At 45.3% G+C, this 17,181-nt stretch carries 20 protein-coding genes; 15 read left to right on the forward strand and 5 right to left on the reverse strand.

All coding sequences use genetic code 11. The features are described from left to right. Positions 1-130 precede the first annotated feature (130 nt). The 4 genes from rpmG to NST34_RS09880 all read left to right on the forward strand — a co-directional run bounded on the left by rpmG (position 131) and on the right by NST34_RS09880 (position 2,856). Positions 131-280 (forward strand): 50S ribosomal protein L33, encoded by a 150-nt coding sequence (rpmG, locus tag NST34_RS09865; protein WP_076283195.1) that lies wholly within the window; start codon positions 131-133, stop codon positions 278-280. Positions 281-330: 50 nt separating this feature from the next. Beyond that, the gene (locus NST34_RS09870) at positions 331-1,542 is read left to right on the forward strand and encodes a GTP-binding protein (protein ID WP_341127665.1); all 1,212 of its coding nucleotides are present in this window, start codon (positions 331-333) and stop codon (positions 1,540-1,542) included. A 132-nt stretch (positions 1,543-1,674) separates the two neighbouring features. Continuing rightward, the gene (locus NST34_RS09875) at positions 1,675-2,100 is read left to right on the forward strand and encodes a DUF6157 family protein (RefSeq protein WP_341127666.1); all 426 of its coding nucleotides are present in this window, start codon (positions 1,675-1,677) and stop codon (positions 2,098-2,100) included. Between the two features lie 15 nt (positions 2,101-2,115). Continuing rightward, on the forward strand, positions 2,116-2,856 hold the full coding sequence (locus NST34_RS09880; protein WP_341061983.1) for a GNAT family N-acetyltransferase: 741 nt from the start codon (positions 2,116-2,118) through the stop codon (positions 2,854-2,856). Between the two features lie 58 nt (positions 2,857-2,914). Here the strand turns inward: NST34_RS09880 and NST34_RS09885 are convergent, their stop codons facing one another. Both NST34_RS09885 and NST34_RS09890 read right to left on the reverse strand, forming a co-directional pair. After that, positions 2,915-3,718 (reverse strand): MBL fold metallo-hydrolase, encoded by an 804-nt coding sequence (locus NST34_RS09885; protein WP_042186783.1) that lies wholly within the window; start codon positions 3,716-3,718, stop codon positions 2,915-2,917. Between the two features lie 147 nt (positions 3,719-3,865). Beyond that, entirely contained in the window at positions 3,866-4,450 is a 585-nt protein-coding gene (locus NST34_RS09890) for a helix-turn-helix domain-containing protein (RefSeq protein WP_076283191.1), read from the reverse strand. Positions 4,451-4,614: 164 nt separating this feature from the next. Here NST34_RS09890 and NST34_RS09895 point away from each other — a divergent pair, with 164 nt between their 5' ends. The 9 genes from NST34_RS09895 to NST34_RS09935 all read left to right on the forward strand — a co-directional run bounded on the left by NST34_RS09895 (position 4,615) and on the right by NST34_RS09935 (position 10,379). Beyond that, positions 4,615-4,902 carry a Dabb family protein gene (locus tag NST34_RS09895; protein ID WP_042126253.1) on the forward strand — a complete coding sequence of 96 codons (288 nt, stop codon included), beginning with the start codon at positions 4,615-4,617 and terminating at the stop codon, positions 4,900-4,902. A gap of 210 nt (positions 4,903-5,112) precedes the next feature. Next, positions 5,113-5,553, forward strand: a complete 441-nt coding sequence (locus tag NST34_RS09900) for a DUF86 domain-containing protein (protein WP_042186787.1) — start codon at positions 5,113-5,115, stop codon at positions 5,551-5,553. A gap of 59 nt (positions 5,554-5,612) precedes the next feature. After that, positions 5,613-6,278 (forward strand): helix-turn-helix transcriptional regulator, encoded by a 666-nt coding sequence (locus tag NST34_RS09905; protein WP_042186789.1) that lies wholly within the window; start codon positions 5,613-5,615, stop codon positions 6,276-6,278. Positions 6,279-6,378: 100 nt separating this feature from the next. After that, positions 6,379-6,831: a YtxH domain-containing protein gene (locus tag NST34_RS09910; RefSeq protein ID WP_341127667.1), complete on the forward strand. Its 453-nt coding sequence runs from the start codon at positions 6,379-6,381 to the stop codon at positions 6,829-6,831. 254 nt (positions 6,832-7,085) lie between these two features. After that, positions 7,086-7,892 (forward strand): glutamate racemase, encoded by an 807-nt coding sequence (gene racE, locus NST34_RS09915; protein WP_341129528.1) that lies wholly within the window; start codon positions 7,086-7,088, stop codon positions 7,890-7,892. A 207-nt stretch (positions 7,893-8,099) separates the two neighbouring features. Next, the gene (locus NST34_RS09920; protein ID WP_341127668.1) at positions 8,100-9,308 is read left to right on the forward strand and encodes a M14 family metallopeptidase; all 1,209 of its coding nucleotides are present in this window, start codon (positions 8,100-8,102) and stop codon (positions 9,306-9,308) included. 110 nt (positions 9,309-9,418) lie between these two features. Further along, positions 9,419-9,670: a hypothetical protein gene (locus tag NST34_RS09925; protein ID WP_341127669.1), complete on the forward strand. Its 252-nt coding sequence runs from the start codon at positions 9,419-9,421 to the stop codon at positions 9,668-9,670. Between the two features lie 125 nt (positions 9,671-9,795). Beyond that, a complete protein-coding gene (locus NST34_RS09930) occupies positions 9,796-10,098 on the forward strand; it encodes a HesB/IscA family protein (protein WP_042126263.1) in 303 nt (100 codons plus the stop codon). A gap of 41 nt (positions 10,099-10,139) precedes the next feature. Next, positions 10,140-10,379 (forward strand): DUF1450 domain-containing protein, encoded by a 240-nt coding sequence (locus tag NST34_RS09935; RefSeq protein ID WP_042126265.1) that lies wholly within the window; start codon positions 10,140-10,142, stop codon positions 10,377-10,379. A gap of 86 nt (positions 10,380-10,465) precedes the next feature. Here the strand turns inward: NST34_RS09935 and NST34_RS09940 are convergent, their stop codons facing one another. Beyond that, positions 10,466-12,436, reverse strand: a complete 1,971-nt coding sequence (locus NST34_RS09940; protein WP_341129529.1) for an LTA synthase family protein — start codon at positions 12,434-12,436, stop codon at positions 10,466-10,468. A 203-nt stretch (positions 12,437-12,639) separates the two neighbouring features. Next, positions 12,640-13,779, reverse strand: coding sequence for a THUMP domain-containing class I SAM-dependent RNA methyltransferase (locus tag NST34_RS09945; protein WP_042186795.1), 1,140 nt, complete (start codon positions 13,777-13,779; stop codon positions 12,640-12,642). Positions 13,780-13,977: 198 nt separating this feature from the next. Between NST34_RS09945 and NST34_RS09950 the strand changes: the two genes are divergently transcribed. Continuing rightward, positions 13,978-14,607, forward strand: coding sequence for an O-methyltransferase (locus NST34_RS09950; RefSeq protein ID WP_341127670.1), 630 nt, complete (start codon positions 13,978-13,980; stop codon positions 14,605-14,607). Positions 14,608-14,614: 7 nt separating this feature from the next. On the opposite strand, the gene NST34_RS09955 is transcribed toward NST34_RS09950, so the two are convergent. Beyond that, a complete protein-coding gene (locus NST34_RS09955) occupies positions 14,615-15,835 on the reverse strand; it encodes an MFS transporter (protein ID WP_042126273.1) in 1,221 nt (406 codons plus the stop codon). A 278-nt stretch (positions 15,836-16,113) separates the two neighbouring features. Between NST34_RS09955 and hemE the strand changes: the two genes are divergently transcribed. Further along, a complete protein-coding gene (gene hemE / locus NST34_RS09960) occupies positions 16,114-17,175 on the forward strand; it encodes a uroporphyrinogen decarboxylase (RefSeq protein ID WP_042186799.1) in 1,062 nt (353 codons plus the stop codon). Positions 17,176-17,181: the final 6 nt, after the last annotated feature.

Genomic DNA, 17,181 nt, shown 5'->3' on the forward strand with positions numbered 1-17,181 from the left:
TTTGTTCGCAAGAAAGACCACAAAATTAAGAGAGTTGGAATTTTTACAAGATCATAGTTGACAGATTGTGAATAAAACGTGTACGATATGTTAATCGTAATTATTACGATTTAAAAAAGGAGATGGAACAATGAGAGTAATCATTACTTTGGCATGCACGGAGACAGGAGATCGTAACTATACCACTACCAAGAATAAGCGAAATCACCCAGAACGTATGGAAATGAAGAAATATTGTCCACGACTGAAAAGAGTTACATTACACCGCGAAACCCGGTAAGAGCTATAAATGCCAAACATAAATGCTAATCAATGATAGGAGTGATCGGAATGAAAAAAATCCCCGTTACGGTGCTAAGTGGCTACTTAGGCTCAGGAAAAACAACACTGCTAAATCATGTCTTGCACAACCGTGAAGGCTTGAAAGTTGCTGTTATCGTTAACGATATGAGTGAAGTGAATGTGGACGCCAACCTGGTGAAGTCAGGTAATGTGCTTTCTAGAACGGAAGAGAAATTAGTGGAAATGTCTAATGGTTGTATCTGCTGTACACTCCGCGACGATTTGATTGTCGAAGTAGAAAAGCTGGCAGCTGAAGGCCGTTTTGATTATATCCTCATTGAATCATCTGGCATTAGCGAGCCTGTTCCGGTGGCACAGACTTTTACTTATGCGAACCCAGAACTGGATATTGATTTGACTTCACTCGCACAATTGGACACGATGGTGACCGTTGTGGATGCTGGCCGATTCTGGCATGACTTCTCTTCTGGTGATAGTCTGATCGATCGTAATCAAACGGCTGGTGAAGACGATTATCGCGATATTGTGGATTTGCTCATTGATCAGATCGAGACTTGTGATGTGTTATTGCTTAATAAGTGTGATCTGCTAGAAGAAGAAGAGCTTAACAAGCTTGAAGCTGTGCTTCGCAAACTTCAGCCGACAGCCAAGCTGATCCGTACGGTTAACGGAGTGGTAGATCCGAAGGAGATTCTTAATACTGGATTATTTGATTTTGAAAAAACAAGCTTGTCCTCCGGTTGGATTACGGAGCTTAACAAGGAGACACATACGCCTGAGACGGAGGAATACGGAATATCTTCTTTTGTCTATCGCCGGAGAACCCCCTTTCATCCGCAAAGGTTAAGCTTTTTCTTTAGTCATTGGCCGGAGGAAGTTGTCAGAGCGAAAGGGATTGTATGGGTTGCCGCAGAGGGTGATCTTGCAGCGAGTATCAGCCAGGCTGGACCCTCGATTCAGTTCGGACCTGCCGGCTACTGGCTAGCTACAATGCCTGAGGATCAGCAGCAGGAGGTATTGGAAAGCGAACCTGAAATGAAAGCCAAGTGGGACGAGCTGTGGGGCGATCGAATGAATGAAATCGTGTTTATCGGTGTTAGTATGGACTCAGCACAAATCGAAGCGAGATTGGATCGATGTTTGTTGACGAAAGATGAGTTGAAGCAGGATTGGACAACGTTTAATAATCCGCTTCCGTGGCCTGTTGAAGAACTCCTTGCGGCAGCGGCTGAGGAATAGAAATTCAGATGAAATAGCAGATGAAAATCCGGAATCCAGGAGGTAGAGGTTCCGGATTTTTGCTGTGCAATTATAGTGACTATGAATTATCATAGAAGGAATATATTTCAATTAAAAATAGAGGTGATGCCCATGAGTTATACAAACACTTTCATACGTGTAGCAGAGGATTGTCCTGAGGAAACGGGAATCCCGCCGATGTCTTGCCGTACACTCCCGCCTGCGCATGTGATTCAATATGAGCTGCTTATTAATGAGCCTTACAAATACAATCATGAAGAGCTTCTGTTTGAGGTTCATGTACGCCATAAACAAATTCCGCTAGAAGATCGTGTGACCCGTAGGGAAGAAATATGGAAGGAGCTATTCTCTAGAAACCATCCATGCCTGCGAGCCTCTCTACTTCCGAAGCGATTCGGCTGGGCTGTACATTACAACCATGAGGGGAAAATAGCCATTTATGGTAAGGAGTCTCCCGAATATGACTATTATATTTCGTATGCTGATGAAGCAGTGAAGCTGCTACCAGCGATGCGTAATAAGCGGGAACATGGCTAATAAGGAGGAGATAACTTGTATAAAGCAATTGAAGAAATCACACTTAATACTTGGCCAGCGGAGCAGAGTGTTCTCCTGAATGGCTGGGTTCTGCGCACAGCAGCTGGATATACGAAAAGAGCTAATTCGGTCAATCCGTTATACGGAGAAAAAAGCTCTCTTGCGGATCTTACAAACCAAATTAAGCTTGCTGAGCAGTACTATAAGGATGCTGGATTAAAGCCAGTATTTAAAATAACGCCGTATATCCAGCCTGCGAACCTGGATGAGGCGCTAGCGGAGCGTGGTTACACAGTTGTCGAGCCATCATCTGTTAGGCTATTAGAACTGGAGGGATTAGCTACTCCTGATCTTCGATATGAGATACAAGTTCAGGAGAGCTTAACTGAAGAGTGGTTAAATGCATTTACAAAGCTCTCTGCGCTCTCAAAAGACAATCGGAGCACCTTAACTAGAATGTTATCCGCTTGTCTTTTGCAGCAGGGCTATATTCTGTTGATTAACAATGGCGTTCCTACCGCTTGTGGTCTGGGTGTTATTCAGAACGGCTACATAGGTCTCTTTGATATTATCACTGCTTCCGATCAGCGTAGACAAGGTATGGCGGAACAACTGCTGCTTGCATTACTACACTGGGGCAAGACGCAGGGTGCAACAACCGCTTTTTTGCAGGTTGTACAAGCTAATACTGGAGCTTCGGCTTTGTACGACAAGCTCGGATTTAAGGAGATATATCAATATTGGTATAGAGTGTAGTCTTGAATGATGCGGGGGCGCATTGGCTATTTCAGCAAAATGGGACCCCGTAAGGAAATCACACGAACTTCCCTTGACCCGGCAACGCCATTTCCTTGAAATTCTTGCATAAATGAGCAAGCTGAGTAGATAATTTTTCACCCTCCATAGGCACCCCATGTCCAGAGAGAACGATATGAGGATCTAGCAACGCAAGTGTGCGGACCGACTTTTCCGCGTCTTCCCAGTCCGTCGTGAAATAAGAGGGTGGGCCGTGCACCACCTGATGCTGGGTAGCTACTGCGAATACGGACTCTTGTTTGACTGTAAGAAAGGTGTCACCAGCAATCAGTACCTTATCTTCTGGTCTGAATAGTGAAATATGTCCGGGACTATGTCCAGGTGTATGGATCCATTTCCAGCCCTTTGCTCCGGGGACGGTTCTGTCTTCGGGTAATGGATGTATAGCTGATCCAAGGTCGATGCCATGATGTGAAAATAATGAGGACACCATACTCATCAGCCCGCCGCCTACGGCCGGATCGGCTGGAGGATAATCCGCTTTACCTGTTAGATAAGGAAGCTCTAGTGGGTGAGCATACACGGGTACATTCCATTCCTCAATAAGCTTTTTCACACCTCCGATATGGTCAAAATGCCCATGAGTCAGGATAATTGCCACCGGTGGCTTCTCATACTTCTCCTTAGCATAATCTATAATTCTGTTTGTGTAAGAGCTAAGTCCCGTATCTACAATGATCCAGTCCGAATTGGGCTGGCCGATGAATGCGCAATTTACGAACATGGTTCGTAGTCCGATGACACCGGGGGCCACGTCCCAAGTATCGGTGTAGCCTTCAGATAGTATTCCGTCAAGTCTCATCTTACGCCTCCTGTTCCGTTCTTTAGTACTGAACAATGTACCTAAACAGTAGTATGACCCTTTTTTAAGAAAAAAATATGGCAAAAAACCCTTCTCCTAATTAAGGAAGAAGGGCTGGCCTTGAACTTATTAAGCGATAGGATCACATTAGAGCGTTCCGCAGTCTGCAAATAGAATATGTCGTGGAATTCGGAAGAAGGTTTCGGCTTTTTCCTGCAGAGCAGGGGTAGGCAGATGGCTGCTGTGCAACCATTTTCGAAACGTCCCGGGATGAACACCTATCCAAATACTTACATCGGTTACGGAAAAATCGTAAACCATACAGAGGCCGGTTAGAATCACATTGCTGCGGGGCGAACTGGTAATACTTCTTTTCATAAATCGTGAAGGAGTTGGTTGACATACAATTGGACTCTGACGAATCAGTGCTTCATTGAACAAAATGTGGGGCGGGTACCCGAGTAGGCGGCAGGTCTTGTCAATGTTATTGTTGGAAGGGATACGACCTTCGTATACCCAGGCGCTTACGCTGCGAGAGGATATACCAAGATCTTCTGCGAGTCGTGAAAGTTTGATATCCTTAGCCATCAATACAGCAAGTAACACACGGTTTCTAATCTGGCTGCGCTTTGGACGGCGGAATCTTTTTACACGAACGCCTTGTCCAAGATATTTGCGGTTGATCAGAGACCACGCCTGGATATTATGAGTTTCTTGTTGGTTACTAGGCATAATTCCTCCGATTTTTTAAAAATATACTACAACACTTTCATATACATCGGCAATGGTTAATGCTGCTATTTCTGACATCACTTTTTAAGTTTCTTCCAGAACGCGTACGCTTATGATATATTTTTAATATCTAATTACAATATTACAACAGGGAGCGAGATAGAATGATCAAGCATATTGTGTTTTTTAAATTGAAGGACCGGTCCGAAGAAAGCGTTGCGGCAACGGTAGCCGTACTGCGAAATATGGAAGGTAAAATCCCGCAGCTCCTTTCGATTGAAGTGGGTGCTGATATCATTCATTCTGATCGATCCTTTGATATTGCTTTAGTTACGGTGGTAGCTTCTCTAGATGATTTACAGGCTTATCAGGTTCATCCGGCGCATAAGGAAGTTATAGCTCATATTAATGAAGTTAAAGAACTTTCAATTGCTGTGGATTACGTAATTTAAGCGATCTACTGATTAACAAGCATCATCATTTTATACCGGAAGCGGTGACAGGAATGCGTGAGCTCGAGTATCCGATGGAAGCGTTAACTTATTTGGTCGTTTTTCTTGCGGCATGTTTCATTATGTTCTTTTGGCTGAAACGCCGCGGCAAACGCGGTAAGTAGGGATAATGCAGATTTCTCTAACTATTTTTGACATGGGGGTATTGCTGTGTATTATGTCAACCGCAAACAAATCGAAACCATTCTTGCTCAAATCCCAGATATAACTACAGGTCTTCGGACTGTAACAGCTTCATGGGATGGCAATACTTTAACCGGACTAATACAAGAACGCTGCCTTCATCTGGCGATAGAGGTGGTTACGGACGTTGGTAGTTGTCTGATTGACGGTTTTATTATGCGTGATGCCGGAAGTTATGAGGATATCATTTCAATTATACATGAAGAAAAAGTACTAGGTAAAAGTGAGATCTACGAGCGATTGATAGAGCTTGTCGCACTTCGTAAGCCGCTCGTGCAGGATTATTTTGCCTGGGAAAGAGAAGCACTACACCCGCTCACACCAATCCTTTCAGAGGTGCTAGAGAAGTTTGCTGTTGAAGTAGGGAATTATTTGGATCAGGAACTTGGGTCCGGTGTAACGCTATAATAGCATAAGATAGAATCATATAAAATAGGCGGTAGCCGTGAAAGAGAGGGGGTTCCTTTATGATGAAGATGGGGCAGGAAAATGGATCGACAAGGCACTTGATTATGACGCTCCTGAAGACGAAAGGACCACTGACCATCGGCGCGCTGGCAGAAGAATTGGGAATTACAGAGATGGGTGTCCGTCGTCATGTGCTTCAGCTGGAGCAGGAGGGACTTGCTAAGACAAAAGTGGTTCGGCAAGCGATGGGGCGGCCTTTACATATGTATTCTTTAACGGAGAAGTCCGAAGAGTATTTTCCAAAAAGCTATCACAATCTGGCTTTGGAGCTTTTGCGTGAATTGGATTATGGCAGTGGGTTGGAAGCTGTTAATACATTGTTTGAGGGACGCCGTCGCCGGATGCTCACCCAGTATGCACCGATGATGGAACGCCGGAATTTGGAAGAGCGAGTAGCTGAGTTATCGTCGATCCAAAACGCTGGTGGATATATGGCGGAGTGGAACCGAGAAGAGGATGGTTCGTATGTCATAAAAGAATACAACTGCCCGATTCGCCAGGTGGCTACTCAGTATCGTAAAGCTTGTCAATGCGAGCATAGCCTATTTGAGGAATTGCTGGATGCTAAGGTTACACGAAGTGAATGTATGGCAGAAGGCGGACAATGCTGCCGATACGCAATTGCACCCAAAAATGTAACAGACAAAACTTCTGAAAAGTCGTAATAATTAGTCACAAGACAAACTCCTGCTGCTTATGATATAGCAGATATAGGCATTAGCCCGGTAGAGCGGGGAGCAATGAATTTAAAGGAGAGATGAAACGATGAAAAAGGACACAAAAGGTTTGTTATGGGGAGCTTTAGTCGGAAGTGTGGTTGGATCAGTGACAGCACTTCTGTTCGCGCCTAAGCCAGGTAAAGAGCTGCGCAAGGATATTGCGGAAGGAACAGCTGCTGGCATTGAAAAGGTACAGGGAATTGCCGTGCAGGCTGGAGACAAGAGCGTTGAGCTGTATGACAAAGCTAAGGATTCTATAGGTCATGTAGTCCATGAGGTTCGCGAATGGAGCAAATCATGTTCGAATGCTGTAGAAGAAGATACTGCTACTGTAGCAGTAAGTGGAACTGCTACGGAAGAAACGATTCAAGAGGCAGCGGCAACTTTGGAAGAGGTAACGGAGTTAGAGGTATCGCCTGTAAATGAAGAAGTAAGCAGTGAAGAAGCTAGTCTTGAAGAAGCACAGCTAGATGACAAGGACAATAACGAAATCGCATAATGAAACAGTGGATGGAGTGTTTGGTTTTACGGTCAAAAAGTACTTATTCTCTTTTAATAGAGCCGCTTTTTCGCATTGGGCGGAAGGTGGCTTTTTTATTTCATTCTCATAGACCTGTTAAATGATGGAAAAAGTATTGGCTTGAACTAAGAGTCCAAAAGGAGTAATATCTGCAATTGGGGCTGAAAGTCAGGTACATTTTGTTTTCGGCTTACATAAGCTACACAAAACAAGTAGAAGGAAGCGGTGTGTTCGTGCAGCAAGCTATTGCAATATTAGACTCAGGTGTGGGAGGGCTAACAGTTGTCAAAGAAGTGATGAGGCAGCTCCCGCGGGAGAAAATCATTTATTTCGGAGATACGGCCCGAGCTCCGTACGGACCCCGTTCGACCGAGGAAGTAACATTGTTTACAGAACAAATTGTAGATTATTTGATCCAGTTTAATCCTAAAATGATTGTTATCGCTTGTAATACCGCAACAGCTGCGGCACTCGATTATATCTCAGCCAAGGTCTCTATCCCTGTCATTGGGGTGATTCATCCCGGAGCCCGTGCTGCAATTAGCGCGACCAAAAGCGGACATGTCGGCGTGATCGGTACAATAGGAACCATCGGCAGTGGGGCTTATACTAACGCACTAAAGCAGCTGTCTCCTTTTGTTGAGGTTGTAAGTCAAGCCTGCCCAGCACTTGTCCCACTCGTTGAGCAAGGCATGTTCCGCTCTGAGATAAGTTATGAAATTGTAGAGCATGCATTGGAAGGCATTAAAGATAATAACATCGATACTTTAATTTTAGGATGCACTCATTATCCATTTCTTGTTGAGCCTATTGGAGAGACCATGGGACCGGGAGTCAAACTGATCAGTTCCGCAGATGAGACAGCTCGTGAGATCAGCACGATTTTATACGATAAAGGCAAGCTGTCCATCGGGGATGAAAGTCCAATTCATCAGTTCTTCTGCAGTGGTGATGCTGAAATGTTTCAGCGAATTGCCCGAGACTGGCTTGGAGAACAAATTAAACGTACCCCAGTAGTATGGCAAGTATCCACGTTATAAGCAGAGCAATGTTGAATTGAATAGGGACAAACTCTACGGAGTGTAAGATAAAATAGGCTGGGAAGCATAATTCCCAGCCTATTTTCTTGTGATTCATTTCTCCTTCATGCAGGGTAGTGGCTCTTGCATACAATAGAGTTAAGTGCTGTTTGCTGCTATTTTTGTATCCACCGTATCAGCAATTTAAGGCCGAGAGGATGAGACCTAATGCGACAATATATTGCAAGCAGGGGAGATACCGTAAGCCGAATTGCCGCCCTGCATGGATTAACCCCTGAGCATGTCATTCAAGGCAATCCATGGGTTGGGAGACAGTCTTATTTATATCCGGGCCAGGTTTTATTTCTGCCGTCTTCGCCACGTAAAAGGTATGCGGTGCAGGAAGGGGACGATCTTGAACGCATAACCTCATTATTCAATGTGAGTTTAGATGATTTGGAGAAGCTTAATCCAGGTGTGTCCTCAGGGCGCTTTTGTACACCGGGAAAAGTGCTCGTCATTCCGCCTCCGATTCCAGAGCGAGTGGTATTCTTACGTGGAGAGTACGGTCCGGTTGATGTTGAGAACGATATCAGCAGTCTGATTGCACAATATCCTTTTATACAAGCATATCCAATTGGCAACAGTGTGCTCGGCAAGCCAATTCATGTGCTTAAAATAGGCAATGGAACCCGCCATTTGCATGTTAATGCGGCTCTACATGCTAATGAATGGCTGACCTCGCCTTGCCTGATGTCGTTCATAGAAGAGTATGCAGCAGCTTATGCTAAAGGTTTGGCATGGAATGGTCATCGTCCAGAGGAATGGTACAATAATTGGACCCTATGGGCTGTACCCATGGCTAACCCTGACGGCGTGGAGTTAGTGCAGGAGGGCGTTTTACCAGGCCACCCTTATTATGAGGACCTTATGAAATGGAACGGGGGACGGCGGAGTTTTCGCCATTGGAAGGCCAATATACGCGGTGTGGATCTCGGGGATCAGTTCCCTGCTCATTGGGAAGAGGAACGGGAACGCCGTGGTGTAATCCTGCCCTCTCCGCGTGATTACAGTGGTCCTGAGGCGCTAAGTGAACCTGAGGCAGCCGCTCTAGCGGTACTTACTGAGAACGCGCCCGGAGAAGCTGCAGTGTCTTTGCATAGCCAAGGAGGAGAGATCTACTGGAATTACCGGGGATATGAACCTCCCGAAAGCCGCGAATTAGCAACACGGTTGGCCGCAGCGAGCAGCTATCGTGCAGTCGAATTAACTGGCAGCGATGCCGGGTATAAGGATTGGTTCATCCAGACCTTTCGTAAACCAGGATTTACAGTAGAGCTGGGGATCGGCAAAAATCCGTTGCCACTGGCAGATTTTGAGGATATGGCGCTAGAAACGGGTCTAATTTTGGGAACGATACTATCCAATGTGAAATAATTATGAAACAATTACAGTAAACTTGCGTAACATAAACCATAGGGTATGGCCGCTGTCGTCACTACACGTTATCCGCGGCTGTATCCTTTTTACTTGGGAGGAGGGTCACTATGAAACTGAAAAAACTGCTGTCACTGAAACAATGGTCTACTATCTTCAGTAGTTCCTGGCGATATGTGATCTCCCCTAAAGTCGCAATAGGGGACAAGCTTTTATTCACAATCCCAGTTCTGCTCTATTGGGTGTTGCCGGATTTTATGCCTTTTTTACCGATCGATGATATTGGTGTGACGATGCTTCTTATGGGCTGGTTCGTGTCACGGATGGGACGAAAATACCCGGCACTTCAGGCCGTAAAATGAGGCAGTGAAGTGAGATCTACCTTGGATTGTGTATCTAATTTGTTAATATAGTTGCTTTTAGATATCATTTACCTTTAAAATAGGTAATTGAGTATTTAATTTAAGTACTAGGAGATGGATGATAGATGAAGGTCAAAATTACCCGCAATGCGGCTAAAGTGATAAAGAAACAAATGGAACTTGAAGGAAACAGCGAGTTGAAACTTCGCGTAGCGATTACGCATGCTCACGGTGATCATGCTCACTACGGACTGGATTTGGACACGCCTAATGAGAATGATGTTGTAGTCTCGACAGATAAAGAAATCGATGTTATTCTAGATCCGAATCAACCGCTCCTTGATGGTGTGGTCGTTGATTATTTATATCTTCCTGAAGAAGGTTTTGTTATTACTAATCCGTCTAAAGGTAATCACGGCGATCACTAAACGTTTCGCCTTAAATTTGGGACATAAAGAAGGGTTGCTCCATGGCTAACGATATACAAGTGTGCGATGAATGTAATTTTATGAAATTGAAGAGTATCATACCCAAACTGCAAAAGATGGCGCCTGATGCAGAGATCAAGGTCGGCTGTAAGTCGTACTGTGGTCCATGTGGCAAACGGGCCTTTGTATATGTTAATGGTCGTTATGTGAGTGCTCCAACAGAGGAAGAAGTGTTGAAGAAGGTAGAAGCTTTTATCAAGCAACCGGCCGTTCAGAAATAATGCAGAGGTCTTATCCATCAACTTAAAAAGCCCTAAACCCGTGTTGATGACGGAGTTTAGGGCTTTTTGTTTTATAAATGAAATTTTTATGGTGCAGATTCTTCCTTTCGGAGCATCTTGATGCCATCGTATTTCATGATATCGTCTGAGATTTGCAGTCGTTGCTTACTTGTCTCGAACCCGGTGCTGCACCCCGCAACGTCAATGGCTTCGCGGCTGTCGAGGCTATAACAGGTGCCACTGTTGAATTGTCCATTTTCACTTGGAAGATAGGAGCGCTTCGCATCGGCAAAGGCACCGGTTCGCAGTGTCACAAGTCGCTCTTTGCCACTGAACAGATTATTACCCATGAGATAATAAGGATCTTGTGAGATCCCAAGCAGATGGAGTAAGGAAGGTGTGAGATCCAATTGACCAGCCGGATTAGAATCAATCACCGAGGTGTTATTACCCGGCAGATGAATGAGTAATGGAACTTGATGCATGATTTGATGCATGTCGAGCTTACTTAAGCTTTTACCAAGAAATTGTTCGTAATAAGAGGTTTCTTGGATCGAGTTATCATGATCACCATAAAAGGCAAGGATCGTGTTATCCCACAACCCACGCTGCTTCATATCACTCACCAATTCACCTAGAGCTTCATCTGTATAATGAACAGCCTGCAAATAATCTCCGAAGATGGTACCTTTAAACTCCCCGGTATCAAGCCCTTGCTTAGCCGCAGGGAGAGAATATGGGTGATGACTAGATAGTGTAGTCAAAAAAGAGTAAAAGGGCTTCTGGATCGATTCTACAGAATCCATAATATTTAGGGACTGCCGCAGGAATGATTTATCTCCCAATGACCAGCCTAGGGGCTCGTCGATCTTAAAGTCTTTTTTGCTATAAAAATTGTCATACCCCATCGCTTTATACATAATCTGCCGATTCCAGAAGCTTCCTTCATACGCATGGAAGGCATTGCTGCTATAGCCCTTGGACTTCAAAATGGCAGGTAACGTGTCAAATTGATGATCCGGGTAACGGACAAATACTGAGCCGGAGACCAGCGGATACAGTGAACCATTCGAGGCGAAATCCGCATCGGAGGTTCGTCCTTGTGAGGTCTGATGATAGTAATTACTGAAGTAGGTATTCTCTTTGATTAGAGCGTTCAAATTAGGTGTGACCTCTTGTCCATTGATCGATCGTCCCACTACAAAATTCATAAAAGCTTCGGCCTGAATAACAACGATGTTGCTTCCGCTGTATTTTCCAAAGCTGTCGTTAAGAGCACTTTGCTCAGCATTGTGTTCATTGAACCAGAGCTTCATGGAGCTGGCTTCCTTTTGTGAAAGCTCAGGCTGCGGGCCTAAATGATCTTTGGCATACAAGTAAATATCATAACCGTGAAATCCAATTAGTCCAGTAACGTTATACATCGCCAAGCTCCACCAGTTACCAGTGAATAAACCCTTGGCCCACGTAGTGGCGTAAGAGTGGATAGGGCCAAAGGTCAGAATACAGCCTAATACCAATGCAACGACCCCGTTAACGCTCCGTCTTAGTCCTCTCATTAAGCGTGAAGAGGGACGAAAATGCCTTGTGCGAGCATAATAGGAAGGCTGTCCATTATTATAGGCAGGCGTGTTCCGACGGAATAACACTACCCAAATGGTGTAAACCAGAAATATCAGCCAATCCGCGAACAAGTAGAGATCAGAGGGACGGAGTAGTGCAAAGATACTTCCGCCAAGTGCATCCATCTGTCCGGCTTGAAAAAGAACGGGAACGGTGATGAAATCCTGAAAGTAGCGATAGTAGACAATATCAGAATAAATAAGTAATGTCAGGAGCACGTTTATGATTATCAGGGCTATGGTTTGTCCACGTCGGGGGAGCCATAACACCCAAAAGGATAACAGCATAACTGAACCGAGAGCAATGAGCTTGTCGAGACGGTTCATATCAATATTAGGAGCATGCAGGCCGCTGTGAAGAAACATTAGCTTAGCGAGCATAAGGACAAGAAAAAGGATATAACCAATATAACGGGAGCGGACAATAGTGATCATTCTATCCGTTATGGATGAGCTGCTCCTACTAAATGGATCTCGTGACACGTTAAAGCCTCCTAGCGCAGAAGTTGAGTATGTAAGAAGAAACGGACACCGTCCTCAATCGAGGTAGATGTCCGTTCTTATATTTCTCGCATAAACGTTTACCGTCCTTTTAAGGACGCCGAAGGCGTTTATGCTTGGCGTAATTGTCTTCCGAATTATTTCGGATTTCTAGGTGGAAGTGGACCCAAGTATTGATAATATTGACACTCAATACGTCCGTTATACAACTTGCGACGTTTGTCCGCTTTACGTCCGTAATATTGTTCGAATTCCTTATAAGGACTAATTGCAAAGAATGACCAAGTCGGTAGATACAACATCATTTCACCAAACTGGCGAGTCAGCTTCTCCACCTCTTTATCATTACTGATCCGTTCACCATATGGCGGGTTGGTAATGATACAGCCGTATTCGCCTTGGGGTCTTGCTTTGGCGGCAGCCATCACGGTGAAGGTTATTTCTCCGGACAGGCCGGCGCTTTTAGCAGCGGCTTCAGCAATTTCTATAGCAGCAGGATCGATATCCGTGCCGGTTAGCTGCAATGGATAATCGTCTCGTACGGCATCGAAAGCTTCTTCGCGAGCTTCTTCCCACAGATGCTTAGGAATGACTGGCCAATGTTCTGAAGGGAAGGAACGGCGTAGTCCCGGTGCGATATTCCAAGCGATCATCGCGGCTTCGATCAATAATGTTCCCGAACCACAACATGGATCATATAACGGACGGTGGCCATTCCAGCGGCTAAGCTGGATTAAAGCTGCGGCCATCGTTTCCTTCAGTGGCGCTTCTGTAGCCTGCCTGCGGTATCCGCGTTTGTGAAGAGCAGGTCCGGTGGTGTCTAGCGTGATAAGCGCGATATCGTTTAACAGAATCACTTCGATCACATATCGAGGTCCGTTCTCTGGGAACCAGTCCGTATGATAGGAGAGCTTCAGCTTCTCGACGATAGCTTTTTTGACAATCCCTTGGGAAGCGGGTACACTCGTTAGTTGTGATTTATGGGATCGTCCTTCAACCGGAAATTCTCCATTCTCGGGAATCCAGTCTTCCCAAGGCAGCGCTTTAACACCCTCAAATAACTCATCGAAGGTTTTAGCGGGGAATTGACCCATTTTTACTAATACGCGGTCGGATGTACGCAGCCATAAATTACAGCGACAGATGTCGATATAATCACCACTGAACAATACACGACCATTCTCGACCGTGGTCTCATAACCCAGTTCGTTTAATTCGCGCGCTACTACAGCTTCTAATCCCATAGGGGCAGTAGCGATTAATTGTAATTTGCTCAAATACTCTCAACTCCGTTTAACTTGTAGATAAATACAAAAAACCAGTACAATAAGAAAAGCCAATACCATAAGAAAAGCATCCATACAAGTATAGGGGAATGCGGGACACTTCACAATGCCCGGCATTCCATAAACCATAAAATCTTCCCCGTCATCCCTTCATTCGAGAAAACGGGGGATCATCAAAGGAGAATCTTTATGCTTACCCAAGAAGAATACAGTGAACAACTTTATACCGAGGACGAAATCCTGCTTCAGGTAAAAGAAGCTATCGTCCAAGCGGGGATGCCGGAGGTATCTGTCGAGCCGGGGTACGGAAGACTGCTCACTATGCTTGTTAGACTGTCCCGCTCCACGCGTATTTTGGAGATTGGCGCACTTGGCGGCTACAGCGGGATTTGCTTATCTCGCGGCTTCACTGAAGGTGGCACGCTGACTTCGCTAGAGCTGAGGGCCGATTATGCCGAGCTTGCTCGCCGTAATTTAGAACTGGCCGGATTCGGTGATTCTACGGAATATAGAATAGGACCCGCGATGGACAGCCTGAAGGCACTGGACGAAGAGGGAGCTAAGTTCGATTTCTTCTTTATCGACGCAGACAAGATTAACTATACCAATTACTTGGAATATGCCATCAAGATGGCTAATCCAGGCGCGATTATTGCTGGTGATAATATCTTTCTCCGCGGACGGACGCTAAATACAGATCGAAATGGACCTGCCATTCTGGCTGTACGGCATTTCAATGAAATGATCGCCACCGATGACCGTCTGATCAGCACTTGTCTGCCAGCCTATGATGGACTGGCGTTGGCAATGGTGAAATAGCAGAAAATTAGCGAAATAGCCGTGGCGGAGTAGCTTTGTATAGCTTAACCCGGACCCATACGGTGTTTAACAGCAACAAGCTTCCGGAGATGATAAACAGTCCCTCAATACCAATATAACCAGATAGAAAGCCGCCTATGATAGCTCCCAGCATATTGCCCAGTGACAATGTGCTGCCGTTGAAGCCGAATGCGCGGCTTTCTTTCCCGTCAGGGGTATAAGACCGGATAAGCGCATTAACGCTGGGCAATAGGCCGCCCATAAAAATTCCCATGAGAAAACGGACAATAATTAGCTGCCACACGCTAGTAACGAATGCTTGCGGAATCAGGAATAGCGAGGCCCCGATTAACGCGTAGGTCAGAATGCGGTGTGCGCCGACTTTATCACTCAGCTTGCCGAGCAAGGGGGAAGCCAGCATGTTGGAGATCCCTGTAACTGCGCTGACCATTCCGGCTAAAAAGGCTATATTCTCAGCAGGCCCATTTAACTTTTCAACATACAGTGGCAGCAAGGCCATGGGGCTGATCATTGCAAATTGCAGCAAAAAGGTTACACCAAACAGCGCCGGGAGCTGAGGGATTTTGATCAATTCCTTCAAGCCCTCCATTACTGACACCTGTGGCTCCTGTGCGGCTTCTGCACGATCAAATTTCTCTTTAACGAGAAATAATGCCAGCAGAGAGGCGATGAAGAGCAAGGCGCCAACGACATAAAAGATCGGACGAAATCCGATTAAATCAGCAAGAAAACCACCAATAAGTGGTCCAAGGATGGTACCTGCAACAGAACCCGACTGCATCAGCCCCATCGAAAATCCCATACGTGCTTTCGGAGTAGTACCCGAAACGAGTGCGATGGAAGCGGGATTGAAGCCGGAGATTGTACCGTTTAGCAGTCGCAGTAAAAGCAGCTGCATAGGGGATTGTGCGAAGCCCATCAACACCATAACGATAGCCATGCCAAAGCTGGAGCGCAGGAGCATGATTTTACGTCCATATTTGTCAGCAAGTTTTCCCCATAGTGGCTGGAAAATGAAAGAAGTTAAAAAGTTTGCGGCAAAAATAAGGCCCGCCCAAATTCCAATTTCATGCTCACCCTGAACTCCAAGATCCTTAGCAAGATACAAGGTCAGGAACGGTGTAATCATCGTCATTCCGGCATTTACCAAGAATTGTCCGAACCAAAGCACTAAGAGGTTGACCTTCCATGTCTCCCATTTCTTCAAAGTGCTTTCACTTCCTTTCAAAGAATTTCAGAAAATACATGATTCACAGAAAAATAGACATTTTATCAGTATATCATTTTTTTAGCTTCAAAAGTGCAATACATGTCATAGTAATGTCATAGGATTGTCATTCCACGATCTTCGTTTTGCTTGTTACAACCTTTTAAAAAGGGCATAATAGTAAGTATGCCGATCAAGCATAAACGCCATCGGCGTCCTTATTAGGACGGTAAGCGTTTATTTTAAAAAATCTTATAAAATATAATGGAGATCTTATCATGACCTACAACGACACTTTTATCCGCGCCTGCAGAAAGCAGGATACGGAGCACGTTCCCGTATGGTACATGCGGCAGGCCGGCCGTTATGATCCCGAGTACCGTAAAATCAAGGAAAAGTACTCATTGCTTGAAATCTGCAAACAGCCCGAGTTGGCGGCTGAAGTAACCTTGATGCCTGTGCGCAAGCTAGGTGTGGACGCGGCCATTTTGTATTCAGACATTATGAATCCGGTCGCTTCTATCGGTGTGAAATTTGATATCGTCAAAGATATTGGCCCTGTGATCGAGAATCCGATTCGCTCTGCAGCAGATGTCGAGAGACTGAAGCCCATTGATGTTGAAGGCGATCTCGGACATATTTTGGAGACGATTGCAATTCTGGATAAGGAGCTGGACGTGCCCTTGATTACTTTCGCAGGCGCACCGTTTACAATTGCCAGCTATCTGATCGAAGGCAGACCTTCCAAAGGATATATTCGGACTAAAGAGCTAATGTACAGTGAACCCCGTGTCTGGGAAATGCTAATGGACAAGCTCGGCGATATGATTATCGCTTACCTCCGCAGTCACGTGCGTAGTGGTGGAAAAGCGTTTCAATTGTTCGACAGCTGGGTCGGTGCCCTTGCGCCTCGCGATTTTGAAAAGTATGTGTTACCGACGGTTTCTCGTATTTTTTCCGAATTATCCGATCTTGATGTACCGAAAATATACTTTCCTGGCGTAAGCTCTGGCGAATTGCTACCGAGTCTTACGAAGCTTCAAGCGGATGTAATCGGGGTGGACTGGCGTGTGAGCTTGTCCGAAGGTCGACGCAGAACCGGTGGGAAATTTGCGATTCAAGGCAACCTGGATCCGTATTTACTTACAGCGCCGATGGACGTCTTGAAGGAGCACGCGAAAGCGTTAATTGATGAAGGGGTACAAGAGCCGGGATATATCTTCAATCTGGGTCACGGCTTATTCCCGGAGGCTTCTTTAGAGAAGCTTAGAGAATTAACGGAATATATTCACGAATATTCACAGGAAGTATTGAAAGAATCAGCCAAACTGCGTTCTTAAAAATAG

This window comes from Paenibacillus sp. FSL H7-0714, assembly GCF_038003765.1.
In the GTDB taxonomy this organism is placed as follows: Bacteria; Bacillota; Bacilli; order Paenibacillales; family Paenibacillaceae; genus Paenibacillus_AQ.

Bases quoted from the DNA above. Each gene is read 5' to 3' on its own strand.
- rpmG (WP_076283195.1), top strand. From the start codon at position 131: ATGAGAGTAATCATTACTTTGGCATGCACGGAGACAGGAGATCGTAAC.
- NST34_RS09870 (WP_341127665.1), top strand. From the start codon at position 331: ATGAAAAAAATCCCCGTTACGGTGCTAAGTGGCTACTTAGGCTCAGGA.
- NST34_RS09875 (WP_341127666.1), top strand. From the start codon at position 1,675: ATGAGTTATACAAACACTTTCATACGTGTAGCAGAGGATTGTCCTGAG.
- NST34_RS09885 (WP_042186783.1), bottom strand. From the start codon at position 3,718: ATGAGACTTGACGGAATACTATCTGAAGGCTACACCGATACTTGGGAC.
- NST34_RS09890 (WP_076283191.1), bottom strand. From the start codon at position 4,450: ATGCCTAGTAACCAACAAGAAACTCATAATATCCAGGCGTGGTCTCTG.
- NST34_RS09895 (WP_042126253.1), top strand. From the start codon at position 4,615: ATGATCAAGCATATTGTGTTTTTTAAATTGAAGGACCGGTCCGAAGAA.
- NST34_RS09905 (WP_042186789.1), top strand. From the start codon at position 5,613: ATGATGAAGATGGGGCAGGAAAATGGATCGACAAGGCACTTGATTATG.
- NST34_RS09910 (WP_341127667.1), top strand. From the start codon at position 6,379: ATGAAAAAGGACACAAAAGGTTTGTTATGGGGAGCTTTAGTCGGAAGT.
- NST34_RS09920 (WP_341127668.1), top strand. From the start codon at position 8,100: ATGCGACAATATATTGCAAGCAGGGGAGATACCGTAAGCCGAATTGCC.
- NST34_RS09925 (WP_341127669.1), top strand. From the start codon at position 9,419: ATGAAACTGAAAAAACTGCTGTCACTGAAACAATGGTCTACTATCTTC.
- NST34_RS09930 (WP_042126263.1), top strand. From the start codon at position 9,796: ATGAAGGTCAAAATTACCCGCAATGCGGCTAAAGTGATAAAGAAACAA.
- NST34_RS09935 (WP_042126265.1), top strand. From the start codon at position 10,140: ATGGCTAACGATATACAAGTGTGCGATGAATGTAATTTTATGAAATTG.
- NST34_RS09940 (WP_341129529.1), bottom strand. From the start codon at position 12,436: ATGATCACTATTGTCCGCTCCCGTTATATTGGTTATATCCTTTTTCTT.
- NST34_RS09950 (WP_341127670.1), top strand. From the start codon at position 13,978: ATGCTTACCCAAGAAGAATACAGTGAACAACTTTATACCGAGGACGAA.
- hemE (WP_042186799.1), top strand. From the start codon at position 16,114: ATGACCTACAACGACACTTTTATCCGCGCCTGCAGAAAGCAGGATACG.